23 protein-coding genes are annotated in these 23,936 nt (G+C 40.6%); 2 read left to right on the forward strand and 21 right to left on the reverse strand.

Going from position 1 to position 23,936, the window contains the following annotated elements; all coding sequences use genetic code 11:
- Window positions 1-9: 9 nt before the first annotated feature.
- The 17 genes from rpmB to CPRO_RS11165 form a co-directional block, all read right to left on the reverse strand.
- On the reverse strand, window positions 10-213 hold the full coding sequence (gene rpmB, locus CPRO_RS11085) for a 50S ribosomal protein L28 (RefSeq protein WP_066051717.1): 204 nt from the start codon (window positions 211-213) through the stop codon (window positions 10-12).
- Window positions 214-325: 112 nt separating this feature from the next.
- Window positions 326-964 carry a thiamine diphosphokinase gene (locus CPRO_RS11090; RefSeq protein WP_066051721.1) on the reverse strand — a complete coding sequence of 213 codons (639 nt, stop codon included), beginning with the start codon at window positions 962-964 and terminating at the stop codon, window positions 326-328.
- Between the two features lies 1 nt (window position 965).
- The gene (gene rpe / locus CPRO_RS11095; protein WP_200777692.1) at window positions 966-1,631 is read right to left on the reverse strand and encodes a ribulose-phosphate 3-epimerase; all 666 of its coding nucleotides are present in this window, start codon (window positions 1,629-1,631) and stop codon (window positions 966-968) included.
- 1 nt (window position 1,632) lies between these two features.
- Window positions 1,633-2,514 carry a ribosome small subunit-dependent GTPase A gene (gene rsgA, locus CPRO_RS11100; protein WP_066051725.1) on the reverse strand — a complete coding sequence of 294 codons (882 nt, stop codon included), beginning with the start codon at window positions 2,512-2,514 and terminating at the stop codon, window positions 1,633-1,635.
- Between the two features lie 12 nt (window positions 2,515-2,526).
- Complete coding sequence (locus tag CPRO_RS11105) at window positions 2,527-4,920, reverse strand: protein kinase domain-containing protein (protein ID WP_066051728.1); 2,394 nt, start codon at window positions 4,918-4,920, stop codon at window positions 2,527-2,529.
- Window positions 4,920-5,663, reverse strand: coding sequence for a Stp1/IreP family PP2C-type Ser/Thr phosphatase (locus tag CPRO_RS11110; protein WP_066054004.1), 744 nt, complete (start codon window positions 5,661-5,663; stop codon window positions 4,920-4,922). The genes CPRO_RS11105 and CPRO_RS11110 overlap by 1 nt, the downstream gene beginning before the upstream one ends.
- Window positions 5,664-5,725: 62 nt before the next feature.
- Window positions 5,726-6,775 (reverse strand): dual-specificity RNA methyltransferase RlmN, encoded by a 1,050-nt coding sequence (rlmN, locus tag CPRO_RS11115; protein WP_066051731.1) that lies wholly within the window; start codon window positions 6,773-6,775, stop codon window positions 5,726-5,728.
- Window positions 6,776-6,777: 2 nt separating this feature from the next.
- Window positions 6,778-8,124, reverse strand: a complete 1,347-nt coding sequence (gene rsmB, locus CPRO_RS11120; RefSeq protein WP_066051733.1) for a 16S rRNA (cytosine(967)-C(5))-methyltransferase RsmB — start codon at window positions 8,122-8,124, stop codon at window positions 6,778-6,780.
- Window positions 8,125-8,402: 278 nt separating this feature from the next.
- The gene (locus CPRO_RS11125; RefSeq protein WP_066051736.1) at window positions 8,403-9,077 is read right to left on the reverse strand and encodes a zinc metallopeptidase; all 675 of its coding nucleotides are present in this window, start codon (window positions 9,075-9,077) and stop codon (window positions 8,403-8,405) included.
- A gap of 97 nt (window positions 9,078-9,174) precedes the next feature.
- Window positions 9,175-10,104, reverse strand: coding sequence for a methionyl-tRNA formyltransferase (gene fmt, locus CPRO_RS11130; protein ID WP_066051739.1), 930 nt, complete (start codon window positions 10,102-10,104; stop codon window positions 9,175-9,177).
- Window positions 10,105-10,118: 14 nt separating this feature from the next.
- Window positions 10,119-10,580 (reverse strand): peptide deformylase, encoded by a 462-nt coding sequence (gene def, locus CPRO_RS11135; RefSeq protein WP_066051742.1) that lies wholly within the window; start codon window positions 10,578-10,580, stop codon window positions 10,119-10,121.
- 194 nt (window positions 10,581-10,774) lie between these two features.
- Entirely contained in the window at window positions 10,775-12,700 is a 1,926-nt protein-coding gene (gene priA / locus CPRO_RS11140; protein WP_066051745.1) for a replication restart helicase PriA, read from the reverse strand.
- The gene (locus CPRO_RS11145; protein ID WP_066051747.1) at window positions 12,697-13,224 is read right to left on the reverse strand and encodes a primosomal protein N' family DNA-binding protein; all 528 of its coding nucleotides are present in this window, start codon (window positions 13,222-13,224) and stop codon (window positions 12,697-12,699) included. Before CPRO_RS11145 ends, priA begins: the two co-directional genes overlap by 4 nt.
- 105 nt (window positions 13,225-13,329) lie before the next feature.
- Complete coding sequence (gene rpoZ / locus CPRO_RS11150; RefSeq protein ID WP_066051749.1) at window positions 13,330-13,623, reverse strand: DNA-directed RNA polymerase subunit omega; 294 nt, start codon at window positions 13,621-13,623, stop codon at window positions 13,330-13,332.
- The gene (gmk, locus tag CPRO_RS11155) at window positions 13,624-14,232 is read right to left on the reverse strand and encodes a guanylate kinase (RefSeq protein WP_066051752.1); all 609 of its coding nucleotides are present in this window, start codon (window positions 14,230-14,232) and stop codon (window positions 13,624-13,626) included. It lies immediately after the preceding gene.
- A 2-nt stretch (window positions 14,233-14,234) separates the two neighbouring features.
- Window positions 14,235-14,492, reverse strand: a complete 258-nt coding sequence (locus CPRO_RS11160) for a DUF370 domain-containing protein (RefSeq protein ID WP_066051757.1) — start codon at window positions 14,490-14,492, stop codon at window positions 14,235-14,237.
- 13 nt (window positions 14,493-14,505) lie between these two features.
- Window positions 14,506-15,393: a YicC/YloC family endoribonuclease gene (locus CPRO_RS11165; protein ID WP_066051760.1), complete on the reverse strand. Its 888-nt coding sequence runs from the start codon at window positions 15,391-15,393 to the stop codon at window positions 14,506-14,508.
- A 308-nt stretch (window positions 15,394-15,701) separates the two neighbouring features.
- Between CPRO_RS11165 and CPRO_RS11170 the strand changes: the two genes are divergently transcribed.
- Both CPRO_RS11170 and CPRO_RS11175 read left to right on the forward strand, forming a co-directional pair.
- Window positions 15,702-17,471, forward strand: coding sequence for an Rqc2 family fibronectin-binding protein (locus CPRO_RS11170; protein ID WP_066051763.1), 1,770 nt, complete (start codon window positions 15,702-15,704; stop codon window positions 17,469-17,471).
- 260 nt (window positions 17,472-17,731) lie between these two features.
- On the forward strand, window positions 17,732-19,072 hold the full coding sequence (locus CPRO_RS11175) for an MATE family efflux transporter (RefSeq protein WP_066051766.1): 1,341 nt from the start codon (window positions 17,732-17,734) through the stop codon (window positions 19,070-19,072).
- Window positions 19,073-19,421: 349 nt separating this feature from the next.
- On the opposite strand, the gene rny is transcribed toward CPRO_RS11175, so the two are convergent.
- From rny to CPRO_RS15955, 4 genes are all read right to left on the reverse strand, one after another.
- On the reverse strand, window positions 19,422-20,960 hold the full coding sequence (rny, locus tag CPRO_RS11180; protein ID WP_096348685.1) for a ribonuclease Y: 1,539 nt from the start codon (window positions 20,958-20,960) through the stop codon (window positions 19,422-19,424).
- Between the two features lie 209 nt (window positions 20,961-21,169).
- The gene (locus CPRO_RS11185) at window positions 21,170-22,606 is read right to left on the reverse strand and encodes an Rne/Rng family ribonuclease (RefSeq protein WP_159430695.1); all 1,437 of its coding nucleotides are present in this window, start codon (window positions 22,604-22,606) and stop codon (window positions 21,170-21,172) included.
- A 24-nt stretch (window positions 22,607-22,630) separates the two neighbouring features.
- A complete protein-coding gene (locus CPRO_RS11190) occupies window positions 22,631-23,473 on the reverse strand; it encodes a zinc metalloprotease (protein WP_066051771.1) in 843 nt (280 codons plus the stop codon).
- Entirely contained in the window at window positions 23,470-23,928 is a 459-nt protein-coding gene (locus CPRO_RS15955; RefSeq protein WP_066051774.1) for a M23 family metallopeptidase, read from the reverse strand. Before CPRO_RS15955 ends, CPRO_RS11190 begins: the two co-directional genes overlap by 4 nt.
- Between the last annotated feature and the right edge of the window lie 8 nt (window positions 23,929-23,936).

Consider the following 23,936-nt stretch of genomic DNA (forward strand, 5'->3'; position numbering starts at 1 on the left):
CTCGGTCAATTAGATTGCACGTGTAACTTTATTTGCACGCATACATTTTGTGCAAACGTAAATAGATTTTACATTGCCGTTATTTTCAACGATTTTAACTTTCTTTACGTTGGGTTTCCACTTTCTATTCGCACGTCTACTAACCTGACTACGGTTAATGCTGATTCTATGACCTTTCATCTGGCCCTTTTCGCAAATTTCACATTTAGCCATGTCTGCACCTCCTCCACTACTGCTTTATGTGACATAACAAAGATATTTTAGCAGAAAAGACAAAGTTTTGCAAGGAAAATCAGTGGATAATTTGAGTTTTTTTTCCTCTGCCTCAATCCTTGGAACGAATTACATAAAGATATCCTTCGGTAAAATCAATTGTTGCCTCTTCCTTTGCCAAAACATTGCTCACCGCAACCATATCGTCATCTAATGCCAAATCCCTGTTTATTAAGGGATATTCAAATCCCGTAAGGGTAATCCCCTTAACCATCATAGATAGGGGGATGGTAGACACCAAGTCCCCAATTTTTCCATGTATTGTAATAGGTCTATTCACTAGCTCAACACTGTTATTTTCATCCACCAATCTTGCACGTATTCCTTTTTTCAAAAGTCCCAAAAGCAAATGAGCATTGGCAAGGGAATGATCAAATCGGGAACCAAGTCCTCCCAGTAATATTAAATCTGTAGCGCCCTTTTCCAAGGCCAATGCAATGCCCAATTGCATGTCTGTTTCATCTTTTCTGGCAGGAAACTGACGAATAGGTATGCCTTTTTCTTTATAATAGTCCAAAACTTCTTGGCTCACCGAGTCAAAGTCCCCAACAATATAATCGGGCATTAAACCCAACGCCTTAGTATGATGCAAACCGCCATCACAGCAGATAAGAACATGGGCACCTTCTAAATATTCTTTGCAAAATGCATAGTTTGATATTTTTGCCCCTGCAAAAATGACTGCCTTCATTCTACTCATACTCCTTAAAAATTTCAAAAAAATCTTTGGCAGCCTTGGCAATATCCTCTTTTCCAAATACTGCGGAGCCTGCTACAATAACATTTGCTCCTGCATCTAAAACAATTCTAACATTATCTTGGGTAATGCCACCATCAACCTGAATATCATACCCCAGATTCATCTCTTCTTTCCAAAGAGCCAATTGACAAATTTTTGGAACCTGATTCTCCATAAATTTCTGCCCACCAAAGCCTGGTTCCACCGTCATAACCAAAACCATTTCCAAATCAGCTAAATATGGCTTCACTGCTTCCACAGGTGTATTGGGCTTAATGGTAATGCCCGCCTTTGCCCCTGTGCTGTGAATTAAATCAATCACCTTCTTGGGGTCTTCCGTAGCTTCCATGTGGAAGTTTATAATATCCGCGCCGGCTTTGCGAAACTCTTCAACATATTTTTCAGGCTCTACAATCATTAAATGGGCGTCAAAAACCATGTTGCTTGCCTTGCGAATTCCTTTGATCACAGGAATCCCAAAAGAAATATTGGGTACGAAAACACCATCCATTACATCCAAATGAATATAAGGAGTGCCCGCCTGCTCAATGATAGCCAACTGCTCCCCGATTTTTGCAAAATCGATGGAAAGCATTGATGGAGAAAGATAAATTGCCATTTTATTTCTTCCTTTCCTCTTCCTTTTTCAGTTCTTGAACTATATTTACATACCGTTGGTAGCGCATAGGATGAATTGCCTTGCCGATTTGTGCTTTTACAGCACAATCCGGCTCGTTTATATGCATACATCCATTATAATAGCATCCATGGACAAACGGTTCAAACTCTTTGAAATAGTATTGCAATTTTTCCGAAGGAATATGATTTAAAAACAGGGAGGTAAATCCAGGGGAATCCACAATATAGCTGTTCTCCGTTATTCGTATCAGCTCTGCATGTCTGGTGGTGTGGCGTCCTCGTTGTATCTTCTTGCTGAGCTCCCCGGTATTTAATTCTAACCCAGGAAACGCCGCATTAATTAAGCTGCTTTTTCCCACGCCTGAAGGTCCGGCAAAAACGGAAATTCTATTTTCCAAGGCCGCTTTCAAATCTTCCACGCCACTGCCAAGCTCTGCGCTGGCGCATATCACCAAATATCCTGCCTGTCTGTATAATGTTGCAGCTTCTTCATAATCCTGATTGTTATCCTTGTCAATTTTATTCAACACGATGACAATATCCAACTCCTGCTCCTCTGCAAGGAGCAAGAACCGATCCAATAAATCCAAGTTCATATCAGGACTTTTTGCCGCAAAAACAATAACCGCTTGATCAACATTGCTCACTCTAGGGCGAATTAGTTCAGTTCTTCTTGGCAGTATTTCATCCAAGCTTCCTTTTTTGTTTTCTTCATCCAAAACGGAAATTTTCACATGGTCACCAACCGTTGGTCGAATGCCCTCTTTTCTGAAAATCCCCCTTGCACGGGTTTCAAAAACGCCTCTTTTGGTATCTATATAATAAAACCCACCGATTCCTTTTACAATTACGCCTTCAAGCATATGCCCTCCATCTTATTCTGAAAAATTCACATTTTGTGTCCATTGCAATTCATCATCAATATAACAGCTTACTGTGCCACTGCCCCTACCTGTTAAGGAAACCGTATAAGGGAACTGTGTTGAATTCCTTGTCTCATCCACCGCAGGGAAAAGACCGTCCGCATCATTTTTTACAACACGAACATATAAATCCCCATCCGCACCACTGGGTGCACTGATGGTAAAGGACTTGGTTCCTGTAGTGGCTTCCCCACTACCATTGTTGTTTCCACCGTGGTTTGGATTGCCGTTATTTGTATTTCCATTGTTGATATTTCCATTATTTCCATTTTGTGAAGGCTCATTCTCCACTGCCTTGCCGGAGCTGATCACCAAATTCACAATGCTTCCACTGGGCACCTCTTGCCCTGCGCTTAATGTTTGGGTCATAACTTTACCCTTATCCACAGTTTGACTTTCCGCATAAGACACACTACCAACCGTTAATCCCACTGCCGTCAAATCTTTTTTCGCCTGCTCTTCAGAAAGCCCCATCACACTTGGCACAGAAACACTCTGATTTTCATCACCTTTACTAACCTTTAAAATAATCGTAGTCTTTGCATTAATGCTTGTGCCTACATTGGGATTTTGATCTAAAACAATTCCAACTTCTTTATCCTTGTCAAAAACATACTCTATTCTAGGTGTTGTCCCTACAAGTGAGACAATTTTACTGGTAGCTGTTTTTTCTTCTTCACCAACCAAAGAAGGCATATCCTGAGAAGTCAATCCAAGGCTGGTTTTAATGCCAATCTTTGTGCCGGAGGAAGCCATTGTGCCCTCCTGAACAGACTGATAAATAATATAACCTTCATCATAATAGCTGCTGTAATCTTGTCCTTCCTCCACCAACTCTAAGCCCATTTGTTTTGCTGCTGCTTGGGCATCGCTTAGAGGCACACCTACGAAGGCGGGAACTTCAATATTCTTTTCTGATGCAATCAATCCACCACTTAAAAGCTTCATCCCTAAAACGGAGATTACACCGATAATTACCAAAGCCGTAACAATTGCAGCGATGATTACTTTCTTCTCTGCTTTACGATCATGCTCATTTCCATAATCCCCTTCTTTTCTGGGGTTTCTACGCATTTTATTGGGCCTTTTACTTGTTTTCACAGGCTCTGCCTCCACATATTCATTTTCGTAATCGTCTTCTTTTGATAAGCGCAGCTTCTTACCATATTTTTCAAAGCTTACCATAGGTTCTCTTTCAGCCTGTGCTTCCACTTCCTCTATTTTCTCTGAAAAAGTATTTCTATTCAGTCTGATAAATTCAACTTCTTTTGGATCAGCTGATTTTGTTGCCTCTAAATCCTCTTTTTCTTCAGATGTTGATACAGCTTCAGAAGAAGCTATATCCTGCGTTTTTTCTTCTAAAGTTTGCTGCTCTCTTAGCTCAGCAGCCACCTCTGCTCTTCTAGAACGACGCACACCATGGGTACTTCCACCTGCAGTTCCTGCTAAAGTTGCCGCTGTAACCGCCGCCTCAACCTCTTTTTTCACAGGTGCCTCTGTATGTAAAAATCCACCTGCCGTATCGGTCCTTGCTTTCAGCAAATCTGCCAGCATCAGCTCAACGGTAGCATACCTTTCATCCGCCTTTTTCATTGTTGCCTTTTTTATAATGCCCTCAATCGCCGGGGTACAATTGGGGTTATATTGACGAATATCAGGCAGTTCCTCGCTGATATGCTTTAGGGCAATGGAAACGGAATTATGTCCGTGAAAGGGCAAAACACCCGTAATCATTTCAAACATGGTAATACCCAAAGAGTAAATGTCACTCTTTTCATCCACATAACCGCCCCTTGCCTGCTCAGGAGAGAAATAATGTACAGACCCTGCCGCATTGGCTGTAGTAGTCATGGTAGAAACTGTGGCAGCTCTGGCAATACCAAAGTCCGTAACCTTAATCACACCATCCGTTCCCACCAAAATATTCTGTGGCTTGATATCCCTATGTATGATGTGAGCTTTATGGGCCTGAGCCAATGCAGAAGCAATCTGAATGGACACATTTAGGGTAGAACGGGAATCAAAAGGTGCCTTTTGGCGAATTGCCTGCTTCAAAGTGTCCCCATGAATATATTCCATTACAATATAATTTGTTTCACCATCCTCTCCAACATCATAAACACGCACAATGTTGGGATGGGAAAGCCTTGCCGCCGAGCAAGCTTCGGAACGAAACCTCTCAATAAATTCATCGTCCCCGATAAACTCCTCACGCAAAACCTTAACTGTAACATATCTATCCAGTTTCTTATCCTTGCCCCGATATACCATAGCCATGCCACCGGAGCCAATCTTCTCTATAATCTCATATCTATCCCCAAGGATAGTTCCGGGATTTAACAACATTAGTTCTTACCTCCTACATCAACCAAAATCAAGGAAATATTATCATATCCGCCTCGTTCATTGGCCATTTCAACCAATTTCTGCGCCTTTTTTTCTAAGGTAATCCGCTTTCCTATCACTTCTGCCATTTCCTTATCTGATACCATACCGGAAAGTCCATCTGTACATAGGAGTAAAATATCTCCCCTCAGTGCATTCTCCACAATTGCATCTGTTTCAACGGTTTCTTTGATCCCCACAGCACGGGTAATAATATTTCTTTTGGGATGACTTGCCGCCTCTTCCTTTGTGATGGAGCCCAGTCGAACCAATTCCATAACATAGGAATGATCTGTGGTAAGGGGACTCAGCTCTTTTTTACGAAATAAATACGCACGGCTGTCCCCAACATATGCAACAAAAATTTTCCCATCCTGAACAGCTGCAGCAACCATAGTTGTACCCATCTCTGCAAATTCACGCTTAGAATTGGATTTATCATAAACAGCCCGGTTAGATGCTGCCATGGCTTCTGCCAATAAATCAGGTATATCTTCCTCGCCGTGGGAATCTCTCTCCTTTTTGATATAATTCAAAAAGGAATCAATGGCATATTGACTGGCCACTTCTCCGGCATTGCAGCCCCCCATGCCGTCTGCAACTATAAACAGATTTTGTATTTCATCCTCCGGCAACGGAACATAAAGGGCATCCTCATTATTCTTTCTGCATTTACCAATATCACTGATACCTATTGCTTTCAAGCAATCCACCTCCCCGGTGTAAAAAATCCGAAATGAATTATCCTCAAGCATAACCTCTTTAACTATGATAATTCTCTTTTGTCTTTCAAATGACTGCGTCTTAGTTGACCACAGGCCGCATCAATGTCACTGCCCAGTTTTCTGCGAATAGTGGTTTCCACTCCGTTTTCCTGCAACAGTGCCGCAAACTGTTTTACTCTGTCATTGGAGCTTTTTATATAATCCCGCTCTTTCACATCATTCACAGGAATTAAGTTTACATGGCAAAGCATATCCCGAAGCTTTTTGGCTAACTCTTTGGCACAGTCATCACTGTCATTAACTCCACGCATCATGGCATATTCAAAGGTTATCCGCCGTTTGGTTATCTCCGTATAATGACGGCAAGCAACCAATAAACGATCCATAGAATTTGCCTTTGCCACAGGCATAATGCTCTTTCTAATTTCATCGTTGGGCGCATGAAGAGATACCGCAAGGGTAATCTGCAAATGCTCCCCTTCCAACTGATACATTTTCTCAATCAACCCACAAGTTGAAAGGGTAATATGCCTTTGTCCCATATTCTGCCCATCAGGATGGTTGATTAAATGTATAAATTTTACCACATTTTCATAGTTATCCAAAGGTTCGCCGCTGCCCATCAGCACCACACCACTGATACGCTCACCGCAATCTTTTTGAATCTCATATACTTGAGAGAGCATTTCACCTGCTGTCAAATTTCGCTCTACACCGTCCAATGTAGAAGCACAAAATTTACAACCCATACGACATCCCGCCTGGGTTGAAATGCACACAGTATTTCCATGCTCATATTTCATCAATACGCTCTCAATGACCGAATCATTCTCCAAAGCAAAAAGATATTTTCTTGTTCCATCAACCTGCGAGATCAATCTCCGTACCATTTCCACGCCACCGAGAACTGCATTTTGCTGTAGCTTCTCTCGCAAACTCTTAGAAAGATTTGTCATCTCTTCAAAGGAAGAAACTTGTTTTTTATGAATCCACTCGAAAACCTGTTTCCCACGAAACTTTGGTTCCTTCATATCAGCCAAAAAAAGCTGCAATTCTTCTAAATTCATAGATTTTAAATCATTTTTCGACATGTTTATCCCTTTCTTTTCATTTTTGCAATAAAGAATCCATCCGTATTGCTTTTATGGGGTAACAGTGTAATATACCCCTTCTCAGCGGTTTCCTGCCATAAGGTCTTTGGCAAAAACTCCGTAATATCCTCTGTAATAAATTCTGGGTGGCTGCTTAGAAACCACTCCACATTTTTTTCATTTTCTTTTTTGCATAAGGTACATGTGCTATAAATCAGCGTTCCACCCTGCTTAACATATCTTGCCCCATTTTCAAGGATTTGACGCTGAATAGGCACCAATTGATCGATTTCATCACCATTTTTCTTTAATCGAATATCCGGCTTTTTGCCCATTAATCCCAAACCGGAGCAAGGTGCATCCACCAAAACACGATCGAAGGCATCTGCATAGTTTTCATTAAATTCAGTGGCGTCCTGCTGTATTGGTTCAATCATTGTGATTCCAAGCCGTTGGGCACCTTGGGTAATCAATTCTATTTTATGCTCATAAATATCTCCACATACAAGCCTTCCTTCATTTTCCATCCTTTCCCCAATGGTAAAGCTTTTCCCCCCAGGTGCTGCACAAAGGTCTAATACTTTCTCTCCCTTTTTAGGAGCCATAATCTCAATTGCAAGCTGAGAACTTTCATCCTGCACATGAAACAAACCTTCTGAAAAGGATTTTAGTCTTCCAATATCCGCTGTTTTCTTTAAATGCAAAGCAGAAGAAACCAGTCTGCCATCAGTAACTGTTGTACCCAGCTTTTCCAATTCCTTTCTCAAGGATTCCTTTTTCGTTTTTAATGTGTTCACACGAATGGTTACATCAGGAGGGCAATTATTTGCTCTGCAAAGATTTTCCGTCTCTTCATAACCAAAATATGCAGTCCACATTTTAATCACCCAAAGAGGATGAGAATATTGGATATGCAAAAACTCTGGCGTACCCTTCTTGGGCAAAGCAATATTTTCTTTTTCCCGTCCCACAGTGCGCAAAACGCCATTTACAAATCCCTTTAACGGTTCCAACCCTCTTTCCTCAACCAACTTTACGCCTTCGTTACAGGCAGCAGAATCAGGTACCTTCATAAAGTACATTTGATAGACAGCGGTACGCATCACCGCCAAAATCCACGGCTTCATCTTTTCTGTTTTTGTCTTAGAAAATTGATTGATGACATGGTCTATATAGTATAAATTCCGTAATGTTCCGTTTACAATTTCTGTTACCATGGCTCTATCCTTCGGTGGCATTGCCCCATTCTGGCGTAATAGCCTTCTTAAAGCCATATTGTTATATGCGCCCTCTTCCATAATTTCCATCATGGCCTGGGCGGCAATCTCTCTTGGGTTTATCTGTATCATTATTCTATTTTCCCCTTCATCAGGAATGTGATTACAAGCAGATTCTATCATCTGTCTTGCTAAACTCTTTTTAAATAACAGTTAATTATCTTATGTCCGATAAAGTTTATCCTCCACCCAGCTTAATTAATCCGTTAAATCTAATCCACTAAATTATTATTATAAAGTATTCCCTGTCATAGAGCAACATTTTTCGCCATTTCTCCGAGGATTTCATTCTTTCACAAGAAATGGCAAAAGGCCGATTTTCAAGTGAAAAATCAGCCTTCTTATTATATTTAGTCACTTCTTCTTCCAAAAATTCCAATCAAACGTAATAATTGAAGGACTGCCACAATGGCCGCCGCAACATAGGTTAATGCAGCTGCCCGCAATACCTTTTTTGAACCTTCAACTTCGCTTTCGTCCAAAAAGTTCTGCTCAACCAAAAGATCAGTTGCTCTTGCCGATGCATCAAATTCCACAGGTAATGTGATTAATGTAAACACTACCGATGCGGCAAAGAAAAGAATGCCAATTTGAATCATCAAATAACCACTGTGACTGGAAAAAAGCATTCCAATAAAAATTAATGGCATAGCCATCTTAGATCCTAAATTCGCAATTGGATAAAAAAGACTTCTTAGTGCAAGAGGGCCATATCCAACATCATGCTGAATGGCATGGCCTGTTTCATGGGCTGCTACACCCAAAGCCGCTACTGATGGACTATCATAAACGTTTTGGGAGAGACGTAATGTTTTTGTGCGAGGGTCATAGTGATCTGTAAGATTTCCTCCCACTCTTTCCACGCTTACATCATGAATGCCTGCATTTTGCAGCATCATCGTTGCTACCTGTGCGCCTGTATAGCCTCGTTTGTTACGAACATTGGCATATTTGTTGTATGTTCCTGATACATTGGCCTGTGCATATAGGGTGAGTATCATGGCCAGAATTAATAAAATAAACATAATTGGTTCCTCCTTTTTATTTTACAAATTTAAGGAAATCTGTTTACATCGGTATGCTGTTGCATACGCGAAACAACTCAGTTTTTCCTTAAAAAGACTACTGTAAAAGGACGCCCTGATTAATAGCATGACCTCTCAAGTATGCATCCGCAGGCATACGTTTTTTGCCTGTGGCTTGCAATTCCGTGATAGTCAATGCTCCATCGCCGCATTTTACGACGAACCCCTTTTTGTTACTATCAACAACCTCGCCGCATTTCCCATGGCGATAGTCACCTTCCGTTTTTGTTCCTTTAAAAAGTTTTAGAGGCTCCCCTTCATACATTGCATATGCTCCCGGTGCCGGATCCAGCCCCCGCATAAGATTCAAAATTTCTTCTGCACTTTTTGACCAATCAATATGCCCTGTTTCCTTTGTAATCATAGCGGCATAGGTTGCCTCTTCATGATTCTGGGGAATTCTTTCCACTGTTCCTGCCTGTAAGGCAGTTAAGGTATCCAAAAGCAAATCTGCACCTGCCAAAGCCATTTTATCATGAACAGAGGCAAAATTGTCCTCAGGTGTGATTGGCACTTCCGTCTTTAAAAGCATATCCCCTGTATCCATGCCCTTTGCCATAAACATAGTGGTAATTCCCGTTACTTTTTCACCATTTATAATAGACCATTGCATAGGCGCCGCCCCACGATACTTAGGGAGCAAAGAGCCATGTACGTTAATACAACCGTATTGGGGAATATTCAAAATACTTTCAGGCAATATCTGACCAAAAGCCGTTACAGCTATCACATCAGGATTCAATTCTTTCAACAATGCAACAAATTCAGGGTCTCTTGCCTTTTCAGGCTGATAAACCTGAATTCCTTGTTCCAATGCGTACTCCTTAACAGGAGTTGGTGCCAGCTTTTTTCCTCTGCCTTTTGGCTTATCCGGCTGGCTCACAACAGCAATCACTTCATGCTGTGTCAGCAAAGCCTTCAAAGAATACACCGCAAATTCCGGTGTACCCATAAAAATCATTCTCATGGGGTTATTCCTCCTTAAACCTCTTCCACATCTTCTGGTGGAATGGCTTTGTCAATATATAAAACTCCGTCCAGGTGATCTGTTTCGTGGCAAAGAGCAACAGCCATCAGCTCTTCTCCTTCTACAACGATCTTCTCACCATTACGGTTTAAGGCTTCCACACGAACATATTCGGGACGATCTACCAATTCACTTCTTCCCGGAACACTTAAGCACGCCTCATAATCAATTTGTGAACCCCTTCTTTCCACAACAACAGGGTTAATTAACTCAATCAGACCATCCCCAATATCAATGGTAACAATTCTTTTCAAAATACCCACTTGGGGTGCGGCAAGACCAACACCATTTGCAGCATACATGGTTTCTGCCATATCATCCAATAATGTAAGTGTGTTTTGATTAATTTCCTTTACCGGCTTACAAACTTTTCTCAAAATTTCATCTGTACTTATTCGTATTTCTCTTGTTGCCATTTATCTTACCTCCTACAATTACTTATCCATACAAAAACAGTCTTTTCAATTCCATATTCAAGTTTTCAACTTTTAGATTTTTTACTTCTCTATCTCACAAACTCCCAAAACTTTAAATCACCAAAAAACTATCTATTCATCCATATAACAATAAAAAACAGGGTTTACCCTATATTTTAACATAAAGTTATCAATTATACAATATTCAAGGGATTTCGGGTTAATTGAAAGTGTATCCCCTTCCCCACCTTTTGTTCTCCTTTTTCCACGCACTTGGCTACAAACTGCACCAATGGGTCTTCATCATGCCCTTGAATCAAAATCCGTTGTCGGTACTCTCCTCTGAATTTAAACAGCATGGCCGGTACAGGCCCCATTATAAAATAGCTGTTACCTCTATTTTCCGTCTGCAAGATTCCACCCAAAACATCAGCCGCCTTTGCGATATCCTCCTCCACTTCCCCGCTCACTACAACAGAACAAAAAGCACCAAAGGGAGGATATCCCATCATCTCACGCAACAATATTTCTTCCTCATAAAACCCCTTATAATTTTGTTCAGCAGCATGGGTAATGCAGTAATGCTTTGGTTGATAGGTTTGGATATAAACCCTACCACTGTCATCCGCTCTACCTGCCCGCCCACCGGCCTGGGTAATTAATTGAAAGGTATTTTCTGAAGCATAAAAACTGCCCGTATTTAAAGAAGTGTCAGCGGCCATTATGCCGACCAACGTTACATTGGGGAAATCATGCCCCTTTGCAATCATTTGTGTACCCACAAGTATATCTGCTTGTCCCTTGCGAAATGCCTCTAATATTTGATTATGGCTGTTTTTACCCATAGTCGTATCTAAATCCATTCGAAGGACATTGGCTCTTGGAAAAAGCCGCCTTACCTCTTCTTCAATTTTTTGCGTTCCTGTTCCAAAATAACGAATATATTTTGAACCGCATTCTGGGCAGTTTCGAGGGCTTTCCACTGTCTTTCCACAATAATGGCACATCAGTACATCTTCTTTTGCATGATATGTATAAGAAATACCACACTCAGGACACCGCATCACATGACCACAACTGCGGCAGGAAACAAAGGTTGCAAAGCCCCTTCTATTCAAAAACAGCATGGTCTGCTGACCTTTTTCTAAATTTATTGCTATCTCCTGTTGCAAAATATGACTAAAAGCAGATCGGTTTCCTTCTTCAAGTTCTTTGCACATATCAACAATTTGCATCTTAGGAGGGGTTCCTCCCCCGGTTCTTTCTTTCAGTTCTAGTAGGAGATATTCTCCTTGTCTGGCCTTATGGTAGCTCACCAAATCAGGGGTGGCACTGCCCATTAACAAAACTGCACCTGTGTCCTCTGCAAGAAACTTCGCCGCTTCCCTTGCATCATACTTCGGGGTAATATCGGAGATATAGCTATTATCATGCACCTCATCAATAATAATCATTCCCAAATCAGAAAAGGGCATAAACAGTGCTGATCTGGGGCCAATCATAACAGAAATTTCTCCATCTCTAGCTTTTTTCCATTGGTCTAACCGCTCTCCTGCTGAGAGCCTGCTGTGGGTAATGGACACAGCCTGACCAAAACGAGAAATAAATCGTTCCATCATTTGGGGTGTCAAAGAGATTTCAGGAACCAGCACCACCGCCTGTTTCCCCATGGCAAGGATTTTGGCAATGCTTTGCATATAAATTTCCGTTTTTCCGCTTCCTGTAATTCCATGAAGGAGAATGGTCTTCTTTTTTTCCAAATCTATTTGATATTCAATTTCCTCAATTGCCGCTCTTTGTTCTGCCGTGGGAAAAAAGGGTGTGGTCTTTTCATAATCCTCCAGAGAAAAAACAGCTCTTTTTATCTGCTCTATACGCTCTTTTAAAATTCCTTTTTTCAAAAGTGTCTTTAGAGGTGATTCACCGATTCCACTTTTTTTAATTTCCTCAAGGGAAATTTCACTCTTTTCTTTGAATAGATGTAGGAGTTTTTTTTGCCCTGAGAGACGCTTGTCCGTCTCTACTTTTTTTATGGTATTTTCCCATAAAGAAGTATGATTGTTGATAGAATAAAATCGCTGCTCCATTTTATATTCAGAGCGAATCATTTTTTGTTTCAAAAAAAGTATTTTCTTTTTTGCATCTGTTGTATTGCGTTTTTAACGCCGCTTCCCAACAATTTCTCCAGCTCGCTCAAAGCACTGGAACCGCCCATTTCCTTCAAGGCTTCTAAAACCGCTAATTCTCCACCTTTACATGCAGAAACATCAGCTGCTTCGTTCAAAAGAACCTGCCATGTACTTTTGGTTTTAATTCCTGTAGGCATAATGGCTTGCAAGCATTGGTTTAATGTACAAAAATAGTGCTCTTTCATCCATTGTGCTAAATGAAGCATTTGAGGGGTAAAAATTGGTCTGCCATCATCTAGAATTTCAAGGATGTCTTTTAGCTTTTCTAAGGGAATTTCACTCTCCTCAGCCAAAGAAAGTATGTACCCCTCTGTTTTGGTATTTCTCCGCCCAAAAGGTACAATCACTCGAACCCCTTCCTTCGCTTCATCTTGAAAAGCTTCTGGAATGTGGTAGTCAAATACTCGATCGGTCTGTGGATGGTTCATTCCAACAATGACTCTGGCATACCGCATTTTTCACACCTCCGTTTCTAACAAATTTTACTGTCAAAAAGGCGATAAACAAAATTCCTTCGCAAAAATCCTGCGTAAGATACCTAATGTTTATCGCCCTGAATTCTAATCTTCCGTTGGTTCCATAAATTCTGCAGTGTCATCTCTGAGAATCATTTCACCCTCATAAATGACTTCTTTGGCTTGACGCACCTTGATTCTCCCTTCGTAAAGCTCGTTCACTGCAATAGAAACGGGTTTATCCACTTTAATCTTACTTACCAAAGGCTCTGCATGATCCACTAGCTGTCTTGCTCTTTTTGCTGCCGCAATCACGATGGTATATCTGCTCCCTAAAGTGATATCATCTGTTTCTTCATTGATAACTTCTAATAAATCTGTATAAGAAGGTCTTAACATTTACATCTCTCCTTTAAATATCTTTTTAATATTGGGATTTCTGCTGCATTTCATTCTTTCCGCCTGAACAATGACAAGCAAATCCTCCGTAGCTTCTTCAACGGTATCGTTAATCACCACATAATCATATTCCTGAGCCAATTCCATTTCTTCCAAAGCTCTATGAATTCTGCGGTTTATGGTATCTTTATCTTCAGTGCCTCGATTGGTTAGGCGTCTGCCCAATTCTTCTAAATTGGGAGGCATTAAAAAAACCAAAACTCCATCAGGATAAATTTTTTTAATCTGAAGTGCGCCCTGTACTTCAATCTCAAGGATCACATTTTTCCCTTGTGCCAACTGCTCAACTACATATTTACGAGGTGTTCCATAATAGTTCCCGCAAAATTCTGCCCACTCCAAAAGCTCTTTATGCTCCTGCATGCGCAAAAACTCTTCCCTTGTATGGAAGAAATAATGCACCCCATCAATTTCATAATCTCTGGGTGTTCTTGTCGTTGCCGAAATAGATAGCGAAAAATTATCTCTTTTGCAAAGCTGTTCCACCACCGTCCCCTTGCCTGAACCGGAAGGCCCGGAAATAATTAGCAATACACCTTGTTTCTTCATTGTTAATTCCCCTTCTGCTCTGATAAAAGCCTGCCGCCCACTGTTTCAGGCATATTGGGCGATAGCACCAAATGCCCGTTATCCATAATAATCACGCAACGGGTTTTTCTGCCATAGGTTGCGTCGATTAAATTTCCTTTTTCTTTCCCCTCTTGCACAATGCGCTTAATTGGGGCAGAATCAGGGCTGACAATGGCAATGACCCGATTTGCAGATACTACGTTTCCATACCCGATATTCAAAAATTGAATTTTTTCCATGCCGCCACCCCAACTACTCTAAATTTTGAATCTGTTCGCGAATTTTTTCAATTTCACTTTTTAGTTCGATGGTTGCCTGCACAATTTGTATATCATTTGCTTTAGAAGCAATGGTATTGGACTCTCTATTCATTTCTTGCACAAGGAAATCCAGCTTTCTGCCTACCTGACCGCCTCTTTCCAAAATATCAGCAAGCTGAACCAAGTGACTTTCCAAACGGGTTATTTCCTCATCAACACAACCTCTGTCGGCAAAAACTGCAACCTCCGTTGCAATACGTTGGGGGTCAACATCAATACCGCCCAATAAATCCTTTAAACGGTTATTCAATTTTTCCCTATATTCCTCAACAACCAAAGGAGAACGTTCCTTCACTTCATGAACCAAAGTCTGAATTCGTTTTCCCTTTGCCAAAATATCTTTTTTCAAAGCTTCCCCTTCTGTCTGACGCATGGAAGCAAAACGGGTCACCGCCTCATCCAAAGCCGGCAGTAATGCATCCCAAATAATTGATTCATCCTTTTGAGGTTTTTCCACTGTAATCACATCAGGAAACTTTGCTGTCAAATCCAAAAGGTTGCCGCCTTCAAAACCAATGCTATCCTGCAACACCTTAAGTTTTTCATAGTAAGCCTTTGCTAAAGCTTCATTCAACTTCACCTCAACATCATCCGAAGCAAAAGTTTCAAAACTTACATATACATCCGTCTTTCCACGAAAAACCTGTTGCATAATATGCTTTTTAATTTTGTCTTCAAGGCTAGCCAAAGAACGGGGTAATTTAATACTAATATCATTATATCTATGATTTACGGATTTTAGTTCTATGGTAAATTTTCTGTCCTCAGCAATGTGTTCACCTCGGCCGTATCCCGTCATACTTCTAACATTTGTACCCATATCCTTTTTCCTCTCTGTGCGTTCACTTCAATTTTCATAACAAAATCGAGGCTTCTCCTGTTGACCAGTATATATCTTACCGTCAAACTCAAAAAAGCCTGCAAAAGACCAAAAACCCATATGACGTGAGTCGATCCTTCAGACATACATTGTTCCCCATTATAGCCTATGAACACATAAATATCAAGAAAAACCTAGAAATTTACACTTAATTTTTAATCAAATTTTAATATTTCTCCTTCGTGTAATATTCTTCCTGCTATGTTATACTATACCGACACATAAAAACAATAAAGGAGGAACGTCCCATGGCTTTAGACGGTATCACCGCAGCAGCTATCGTACACGAACTGAAAACAAACCTCATCGGCGGCAGAATCGACAAAATTCATCAACCTGCGGCGGATGAAATACGTTTTTCAGTAAGAGGTACAGGCGTTGTCCATAAAATATTAGCTTCTGCAAATTCCAGTAATCCAAGAATTCATTTTACCGAAACAACAAGGGAAAACCCTATGACGGCGCCTCTGTTCTGCATGGTTTTGCGTAAGCACATTGCAGGGGGCAAAATTATAGATATTTGTCAGCCCAACTTTGAACGTATCATTCTATTGAAAATTGAATCCGCAAATGAAATGGGCGATATGACGGTAAAAAACCTGATTTTAGAAATTATGGGAAAGCATAGCAATCTTATTTTGACCGACGAAAACGGACGAATCTTAGATTCTATTAAGCGAGTTTCCCATGAGAAAAGCTCTGTAAGAGAGGTATTGCCCGGGAAAGATTATGTTTTACCGCCTTCACAAAACAAAAAAAATCCTCTTTTTGCAGAGCAAGGTGACTTTTTGTTCTCCCTCGCTCTACAAGCTGGACAAAAACTGCAAGATTTTATATATAAAACCTACACAGGAATCAGTCCCATTATGGCGGGAGAGATTTGCTTTCGTGCCGCTTTAGAGCCCTCTGATGCCTGCCAACAGATAACCCCTGACAAAGGTGAAGCATTATTCTATGCCTTTCAAGCTGTTATGGAAGATGCCAAGCTAGCAAACTTTACACCAAAACTGTATTACCATCCAAATTCCAATCGGGTTTTGGATTTCGGTGTAATTGAAATGACAGAATTTAAAGCCTTCCAGCAAAAAATTTTTCTTTCAATATCAGCACTTTTAGAAAGCTTTTATCAAGAACGAGATCATGCCTCCCATATCAAGCAAAAAGCCCACGATATGCGTCGGCTGGTTAGCTCAAACATTGAACGTTGTGTAAAGAAAAAGGAAATACAGTTGAAAACCCGCAAAGACGTGGCAGATATGGAAAGCTGGCGCAAAAAAGGCGAGCTCCTAACCGCTAATATTTATGCCGTGCCTCAAGGGGCTACTACCTTCCGAACCACAGATTTTTACGACGAGGCTATGGGTGATATTGAGATTTCCTTAGACCCCACTAAAACCCCTGCGGAAAATGCGCAAAAATATTTCTCCCGCTACAATAAAGCAAAAAGGACTCTTGCTGCATTAGAAATACAAGAAAAGCAAAATGATGAAGAACTTGTTTATTTAGAAAGTGTACTAAATGCACTGGATAACGCCTCTGATGAAGCAGATTTGGGAGAAATCAGAACTGAATTGGCGGAAAGCGGTTTTGTGCGCCGCCAAGCACCAAAAAAAGGTGCCCCTAAGGCAAAAAAAGCAAAACCTCTACATTTTATCTCCTCAGATGGCTATGAAATATATGTAGGTAAGAGCAATCTGCAAAATGATGAACTCACTCTGCGCTTTGCCGACAGCATGGATATCTGGCTGCATACCAAAGAAATTCCAGGTTCCCATGTCATCATTCGCTCTAACGGTACAGGCACCGCCAGTGACACAGCATTGGAAGAAGCTTCAAATTTAGCCGCCTTCTTTAGCAAAGCCAAAAACAGCAGTATGGTTCCTGTTGATTATACTCAACGAAAAAATGTGAAAAAGCCTAACGGAGCGAAACCGGGTATGGTCATTTACTTGACCAACCGTACCATTTACGTAACCCCTGATGAAGAAAAGGTGAAATCTATGCAGTCTAATGCCTGATTGCACCTTGCATTATACATGCAATTGACTTATAGGCGGAAAAACTCCGCCTATTTTTAACGAGTTATTTCTAATCACCAAGAGTATACAAGATGTGCAAGCAAATTTTTTGTCAGTCAAACAATTGTAAGCCAGAGTTTTCTGAGTATTTACGCGCGTTTTTCCAGACGAGAAAAGACACAGTCATATAGGCGTATAAGTCATCAGTCTTGAATTGTATGGTGATTTTAGGACTAATTATTTTGAATTGAGGTTTAAATATGCAAAACGAATTAGCAAAAGATTTTAACTTATCCTCCCTTTTGCGTTTTACCCTGCCAACCATCACTATGCTGGTATTTGTGGCAACTTATACTATTGTAGATGGTATCTTTGTTTCCCGCTACGTGGGCACAGAAGCTTTATCTGCCACAAATATTGTGTTTCCTCTGATTAATATATTAATGGGTGTGGGCATTATGCTTGGTACAGGAGGCAGTGCGGTCATTGGTCGTACGTTAGGTGAAGGACGAATAGACGATGCACGAAGCAACTTTACATTAATTGTTACCTTTAGCGCTATATTGGGGCTGATTCTTTCCAGTATAGCTTTTATCTTTATCAGCCCTTTATGCCGCTTTTTAGGGGCAGATGATGTCCTTTTGCCTTATTGTATAGACTACGGCAAAATTCTTATGTCTCTATATTTTGTTGCCGTGATTCAAGTGTTGTTTCAAACCTTATTTGTAACAGCAGGAAAACCACATCTGGGTTTATGGCTGAATGTTACGTCAGGGCTTTCAAATATCTTTTTTGACTATCTGTTTATAGTGGTGTTTGATTGGGGCATAGCCGGTGCCGCTTGGGGTACTGCCACAAGCTTTCTTATTGGGGGATTATTCCCTCTTTGGTACTTCGCCAAACCTAGAGCTATTCTATATTTTGTGAAACCAAAGTGGGATGGAAAAACCATTCTTTCCAGTGTTCTAAACGGTTCCTCAGAAATGGTGACCTCTGGAGCAATGGCAGTTACTACTTTTCTGTTTAACTTAACAATGATGAAAACTTTGGGGCAGGATGGCGTTGCCGCAATCACAATTATTTTGTATGCCCAATTTTTATTTTCAGCAGCATATATGGGTTTTTCCAACGGAGCTGCGCCAATATTTAGCTATATTTATGGAAATCGAAATATACTAAGAATGAAAAAGATGTTTAAATTATGCATTCAAATTATATTGATGTCGTCGGTTTTAATCTCTGTTTTTTCATTTTTTATGGCAACCCCAACGATTTCAATTTTTACGCCCAAAAATACTGATACCTATAAAATTGCACTCCACGGGTATCATATTTTCGCTTGGAGCTTTCTGTTTTCGGGAATTAATATTTTTACTTCGTCTTTTTTTACGGCGTTATCCAATGGATTGCTGTCTGCTATCATTTCATTTTTAAGAACATTCCTTTTTGTTACAGTTTGCATCCTGTTCTTGCCTAATATATTTGGCATCAACGGAATTTGGCTGGCCATCCCCATTGCTGAGGGCTTGACGGCTATTTTGGCAATTACTCTGCTGTATATTGGTAATAAGCAATATCATTATTTGCAGTATAGCAGATAGGTGTGTTTTCTGCCTATTCGTTCTATACTTGGCATTTAGAGTTAAATTTAAAAGAGAAATGCAACCAACCTTCTGCATTTCTCTTTTATAATTTAGTGTCATAAAAATCAAACTTTATCAATATCCCGTTCCATTCTAATCTAGACGTACTACCAATAGATTCCTTTTGATGCCTTAAAAAAGTCTCTCTAATATCTCCTACCTCATCACCATTAAAACGGCAAACCCTACACTCCTTTTTGCTAAAGGTTTTTTAATAAAAACCATTTCTACCAAATGCAGAGTGGGTAATCTCTCAAGTTAAAGCGAACAAAAAAATAAAGCCCACCAAAAATGGTGGACTTTATACTTATTTTGCGTATTCAATTGCTCTGGTTTCTCGAATCAGATTAACCTTAATCTGTCCGGGATATTCCAGTTCTTCCTCGATCTTCTTGGCAATTTCTCTTGCAAGAAGCGTCATTCCCTCGTCATTTACATCCTCGGGTATTATCACAATTCGCAATTCACGGCCCGCTTGAATTGCAAAGGATTTTTCAACACCTTTGAAGTTGTCAGCAATTTCTTCCAACTTCTGTAATCTTTTAATATAAGATTCCAAAGTTTCACGCCTTGCACCAGGTCTAGCCGCAGAAATAGCATCTGCTGCCTGTACCAAAACAGCCACAATACTCTGGGGCTCCACATCACCGTGGTGTGCCTCAACAGCATTGATAATCAGCTGATTTTCCTTGTAGCGCTTCAACAGCCCTACACCGATGCTAACATGGGAACCTTCCATCTCATGATCAACACTTTTACCGATATCATGAAGTAAACCTGCTCTTTTTGCCAATGTTGTATCAACACCCAGCTCCGCAGCCATGAGTCCCGCCAAATGGGCAACCTCAATGGAATGCTTTAAAACATTCTGACCGTAACTGGTTCTATACTTCAATTTGCCCAATAGTCTAACAAGCTCTGGGTGCAAACCGTTTACACCGGTTTCAAACGTAGCGGCTTCACCTTCATCACGTACGATAACCTCTACTTCTTTTCTAGCCTTTTCCACCATTTCCTCAATACGGGATGGATGAACACGCCCGTCTACAATGAGTTTTTCCAAAGCAAGTCTTGCAATTTCTCTACGGATAGGATCGAAACCGGAAAGAATAACCGCCTCCGGCGTATCGTCAATAATTAAGTCAATACCCGTCAAAGTTTCCAATGCACGGATATTTCTGCCTTCACGACCGATAATACGTCCCTTCATCTCATCATTTGGAAGCTGAACAACAGAAACCGTTGTCTCTGCCACGTGGTCAACCGCACATCTTTGAATTGCGTTGGCAACAATCTCTCTGGAGCGTCTGTCTGCCTCCAGCTTTGCCTTGCCCTCAATCTCTTTAATCATCAATGTTGCTTCATGTTTTACATCATTTTCTACCATAGCAAGAATATAATTCTTAGCTTCCTCGGTAGTTAAACCGGAGATGCGCTCCAATTCTTGCAATTGTTTTGCATGAAGTGCTTTTGTCTCTTCTTTTTGTTTTTCAAGCTCTTCCAGCTTTTTTGACATCTGCTCATCTTTTCTTTCCAAAGCTTCTGTCTTTTTGTCCAGTGTCTCTTCCTTCTGGAACAATCTTCTTTCATTTCTCTGAAGCTCGTTTCTTCTGTCACGAACTTCCTTTTCTAACTCGTTTTTTGTTCTGATACTGTCTTCCTTGGCTTCCAGTAAAATTTCTTTTTTACGCCCTTCTGCTTCTTTTGCCGCATCCTCTACAATCTTCTTGGCTCTCTCTTCAGCCACACCGACCTTTGCTTCCGCAATACGTTTACGATAAAAGACACCACAGATGGCGCCTACTAGTATGCCAATCACAGCACAGATTACACTTATCGGCCCTATGAAAAACACCTCCCCTTATTCAGTTTTCAAAGTACATTTTCAAATTCTATTTTTTGTTTTCACATACCATAAGCAGTGTTATAAAACACCCTATCATTTTATTACTTTTTACCAGAAGTGTCAAGAAACAATTCAACACAATGAAGCGACAATAATAAAAAAGAACCGAAAACAATGATTTTTTTCGTTTTCGGCTCATATCCTCCAAATTATCTTTGTTTTTCTTTTATTATTTCATATAAAGAGAAACCCATATCCTTAGAGCTTTCACAGCGCACGTTTTTTTGAAAACGTTTGGAAAGCTTGTCCAAATAAACATTCTCCTGCCCGCAAAAAGCTTGCAGCAGCCTGCCATCTGCACGAACTGTCACCTGATTGTATATTGTGTTTGCCAAAATACTCTCAACTTCTCGGCGCATCTTGGTTACCGTCCAATCAATAGAAGGCATTCTGCCTGTCCCATCACATTGTCGGCATTTTGTAGTCATTTGCTTAGATAAACTGGGTCTTGTTTTCTTTCTTGTAATTTGCATCAGCCCCAATTCTGTCATGCCCACAACAACAGTCTTTATACGGTCATTTTTCGCAGCAGTCTCCAATGCCTTTGTGACGATGTTCCTATTTTCTTGACTGGTCATATCAATAAAGTCAACAATGATTATACCCGAAAGGTTCCGAAGGCGCAACTGCTTAGCCACTTCTTGGGCCGCTTCCATATTGGTTTTTTGAATCGTTTTTTCCAGATCCCCTTTACCTGCAGATTTTCCAGAGTTTACGTCAATTACCACACATGCCTCGGTCTCTTGAATTACCAAAAATCCACCGTTTTTCAGCCAGACCTTTTCATCCAGAGCTTTTTGACTTTGGCTTTCCACAAAATACTCCTCAAAAAGGGGCAATTTCTCCTGATATAATAACAACCTTGGTTGTTTCTCTCCATTAAAATCTCCTGTTTTCAATAAATATTCATAGGTCTGTTGATCATTCACAACAAATTCATCAATTTTCTCACTATAGAAATCACGAACGGCCTTTTCCACAGGCAAGCTTTGTTGAAGGAGCAAAGAGGGTGCCATTCTAAACTGAGCGTTTTCAACAACTTTTGCCTTCTCCAAGAGAGACTGAAGCTCCTTTTGAAAGTCTTCCTCTGTTTTCCCTTCCCCGTTGGTTCGAACCACTGCGCCAAAACCCTTTGGCAAAACGGCTCTAACCCCCTCTCTGATACGATTTCGCTCCCCATTATCTGTAATCTTTCGGGAAATACCGATATCCCCTTCCTCTTGCACCAATACAACAAACTTTCCAGGATAGGAAATTGTTTGGGTCAAAACCGCTCCTTTGGAACCTGCGGCATCCTTTTCCACCTGAACAATCAAAGTATCCCCCACCTTGGGTCTAGATGGATTTTTTTCTTGGTCAGAAACAGCACGCTTGCTTCCGTAATAAAGGTAGCCTTTTTTATCGCTGCCTATTTCCACAAAACATGCCTGTAAATTGGGAATTACGTTATCAACTCGTCCAACATACACATTACCAACCAAGCTTTCTTCTTCCTTTGTTTCATAGTATAATTCCACCAGTTTGCCATCCTCTACTAAGGCAACCCTAGTGATACCCTCTTCAATATCTAGTAAAACCCGTTTCATGCAAACACCTACTTTATCAATCATCTATTCCATATCATCATACCCGAATTGATAGGTTTTTGCACCAAAATCTTTTTGATTAGCAATTTTCCACACCCACTGACAATCCTTTTCCGTAAATAATGCCAACATAACCCGCTCCTGTGACACTCCACCTAGGTTTTCTCGAAAAAAATAAATATCTTCATAGGGATTCATATGTAAAGCCAACTCAAAGGGTGTTTCTTTTCCCGAAACAATTACTTCACGCAGAGGTTTCTCAGCATCGTTCAGCATCCCTGTATACAAATTTTTAGCAATTTGTAAAAATTCATGGCGATTGACGTAAATTAGATAAAGGCCAACTGGTAAAATTAAAAAAGCACTCGGCTCAATAATTGAAAATAACACCCCAAAAACACAAAGTCCATAACCAACACCATAGCCTGCTTTTGTTAACCAACTTGCGGCCCGCAGCGTTCCCTTCCATTTTCCTAAAATTTCCAGACATATCCGCCCTCCTTCTAAGGGCAAAAAAGGCAGTAGGCGAAGCCCTGCCAACAACAGCGAAAGAACTGCAACATTCTTTTGTTCTAAGCCAAACAGCACAATACTTAATAAAATCCCAAAAACACTGCCAATAAAATGCAGTCTCAGTCTCTTATCAAAGGCAATATTTGCGCTCACAAAGTCGGCTCTGATACCCAAAGGCGTAAATAGCCAATACCGAACGCTTAGCCCCTTACGCCTAGTAAAAATAACATAGCCTCCTTCCTGTATTGCCCAGCAAAAAAGCATGTCCCAAAACAAGGTGCCCATCCCAAAATAAAATAAAATTGTTACTAACAAAAGAAACAGTGGATGGAATTTAACCTTAGTCTTTATCATATACTCGCCCCCCTTGCAGCATATTCCGCCGCAACTTCCTGTGTATATTTTAAATCAACATAATCCATAGGATCTATGAGCTTTCCATTCTTCCAAAGGCTGTAATGCAAATGAGGGCCTGTGGATAACCCTGAATTTCCGGATTTCGCAACAATTTGCCCCTGCTTCACTTTGTCCCCTTTCTTTACCAAAATCTCAGAAAGATGGGCATACATCACCTTGTAACCGTCCTTTGTTTCATATTCCAACACATGACCAAAAGTAGTAGAGGTGCGAATTTCTGTAACCACCCCGCTACGTACAGCGGCTACTTCCGTTCCGATTCCCACCCCAATATCAATCCCGTTGTGTAACTCCATTTTATTCAGAACAGGATTTTCCCTTACCCCATAAGAGGAGGTTACCATCCCCTCTGCAGGGTTAATCCATCCCTCTTGTTTTTTCTCCCAATTCACGAAAGACC

The sequence above is a fragment of the Anaerotignum propionicum DSM 1682 genome, from assembly GCF_001561955.1.
In the GTDB taxonomy this organism is placed as follows: Bacteria; Bacillota; Clostridia; order Lachnospirales; family Anaerotignaceae; genus Chakrabartyella; species Chakrabartyella propionicum.

Coding starts and splice junctions, on each gene's coding strand:
- fmt (WP_066051739.1), bottom strand. CDS start 10,104: ATGAGAATGATTTTTATGGGTACACCGGAATTTGCGGTGTATTCTTTG.
- CPRO_RS11160 (WP_066051757.1), bottom strand. CDS start 14,492: ATGGAAAAAATTCAATTTTTGAATATCGGGTATGGAAACGTAGTATCT.
- rpmB (WP_066051717.1), bottom strand. CDS start 213: ATGGCTAAATGTGAAATTTGCGAAAAGGGCCAGATGAAAGGTCATAGA.
- CPRO_RS11125 (WP_066051736.1), bottom strand. CDS start 9,077: ATGTTTATTTTATTAATTCTGGCCATGATACTCACCCTATATGCACAG.
- rpe (WP_200777692.1), bottom strand. CDS start 1,631: ATGGCAATTTATCTTTCTCCATCAATGCTTTCCATCGATTTTGCAAAA.
- gmk (WP_066051752.1), bottom strand. CDS start 14,232: ATGAAGAAACAAGGTGTATTGCTAATTATTTCCGGGCCTTCCGGTTCA.
- CPRO_RS11145 (WP_066051747.1), bottom strand. CDS start 13,224: ATGCGGTATGCCAGAGTCATTGTTGGAATGAACCATCCACAGACCGAT.
- CPRO_RS11090 (WP_066051721.1), bottom strand. CDS start 964: ATGAAGGCAGTCATTTTTGCAGGGGCAAAAATATCAAACTATGCATTT.
- rpoZ (WP_066051749.1), bottom strand. CDS start 13,623: ATGTTAAGACCTTCTTATACAGATTTATTAGAAGTTATCAATGAAGAA.
- rsgA (WP_066051725.1), bottom strand. CDS start 2,514: ATGCTTGAAGGCGTAATTGTAAAAGGAATCGGTGGGTTTTATTATATA.
- rlmN (WP_066051731.1), bottom strand. CDS start 6,775: ATGTCGAAAAATGATTTAAAATCTATGAATTTAGAAGAATTGCAGCTT.
- rsmB (WP_066051733.1), bottom strand. CDS start 8,124: ATGATACAGATAAACCCAAGAGAGATTGCCGCCCAGGCCATGATGGAA.
- CPRO_RS11105 (WP_066051728.1), bottom strand. CDS start 4,920: ATGTTGTTAAATCCCGGAACTATCCTTGGGGATAGATATGAGATTATA.
- CPRO_RS11170 (WP_066051763.1), top strand. CDS start 15,702: ATGGCTTTAGACGGTATCACCGCAGCAGCTATCGTACACGAACTGAAA.
- def (WP_066051742.1), bottom strand. CDS start 10,580: ATGGCAACAAGAGAAATACGAATAAGTACAGATGAAATTTTGAGAAAA.
- CPRO_RS11165 (WP_066051760.1), bottom strand. CDS start 15,393: ATGGGTACAAATGTTAGAAGTATGACGGGATACGGCCGAGGTGAACAC.
- CPRO_RS11190 (WP_066051771.1), bottom strand. CDS start 23,473: ATGATAAAGACTAAGGTTAAATTCCATCCACTGTTTCTTTTGTTAGTA.
- CPRO_RS11175 (WP_066051766.1), top strand. CDS start 17,732: ATGCAAAACGAATTAGCAAAAGATTTTAACTTATCCTCCCTTTTGCGT.
- CPRO_RS11185 (WP_159430695.1), bottom strand. CDS start 22,606: ATGAAACGGGTTTTACTAGATATTGAAGAGGGTATCACTAGGGTTGCC.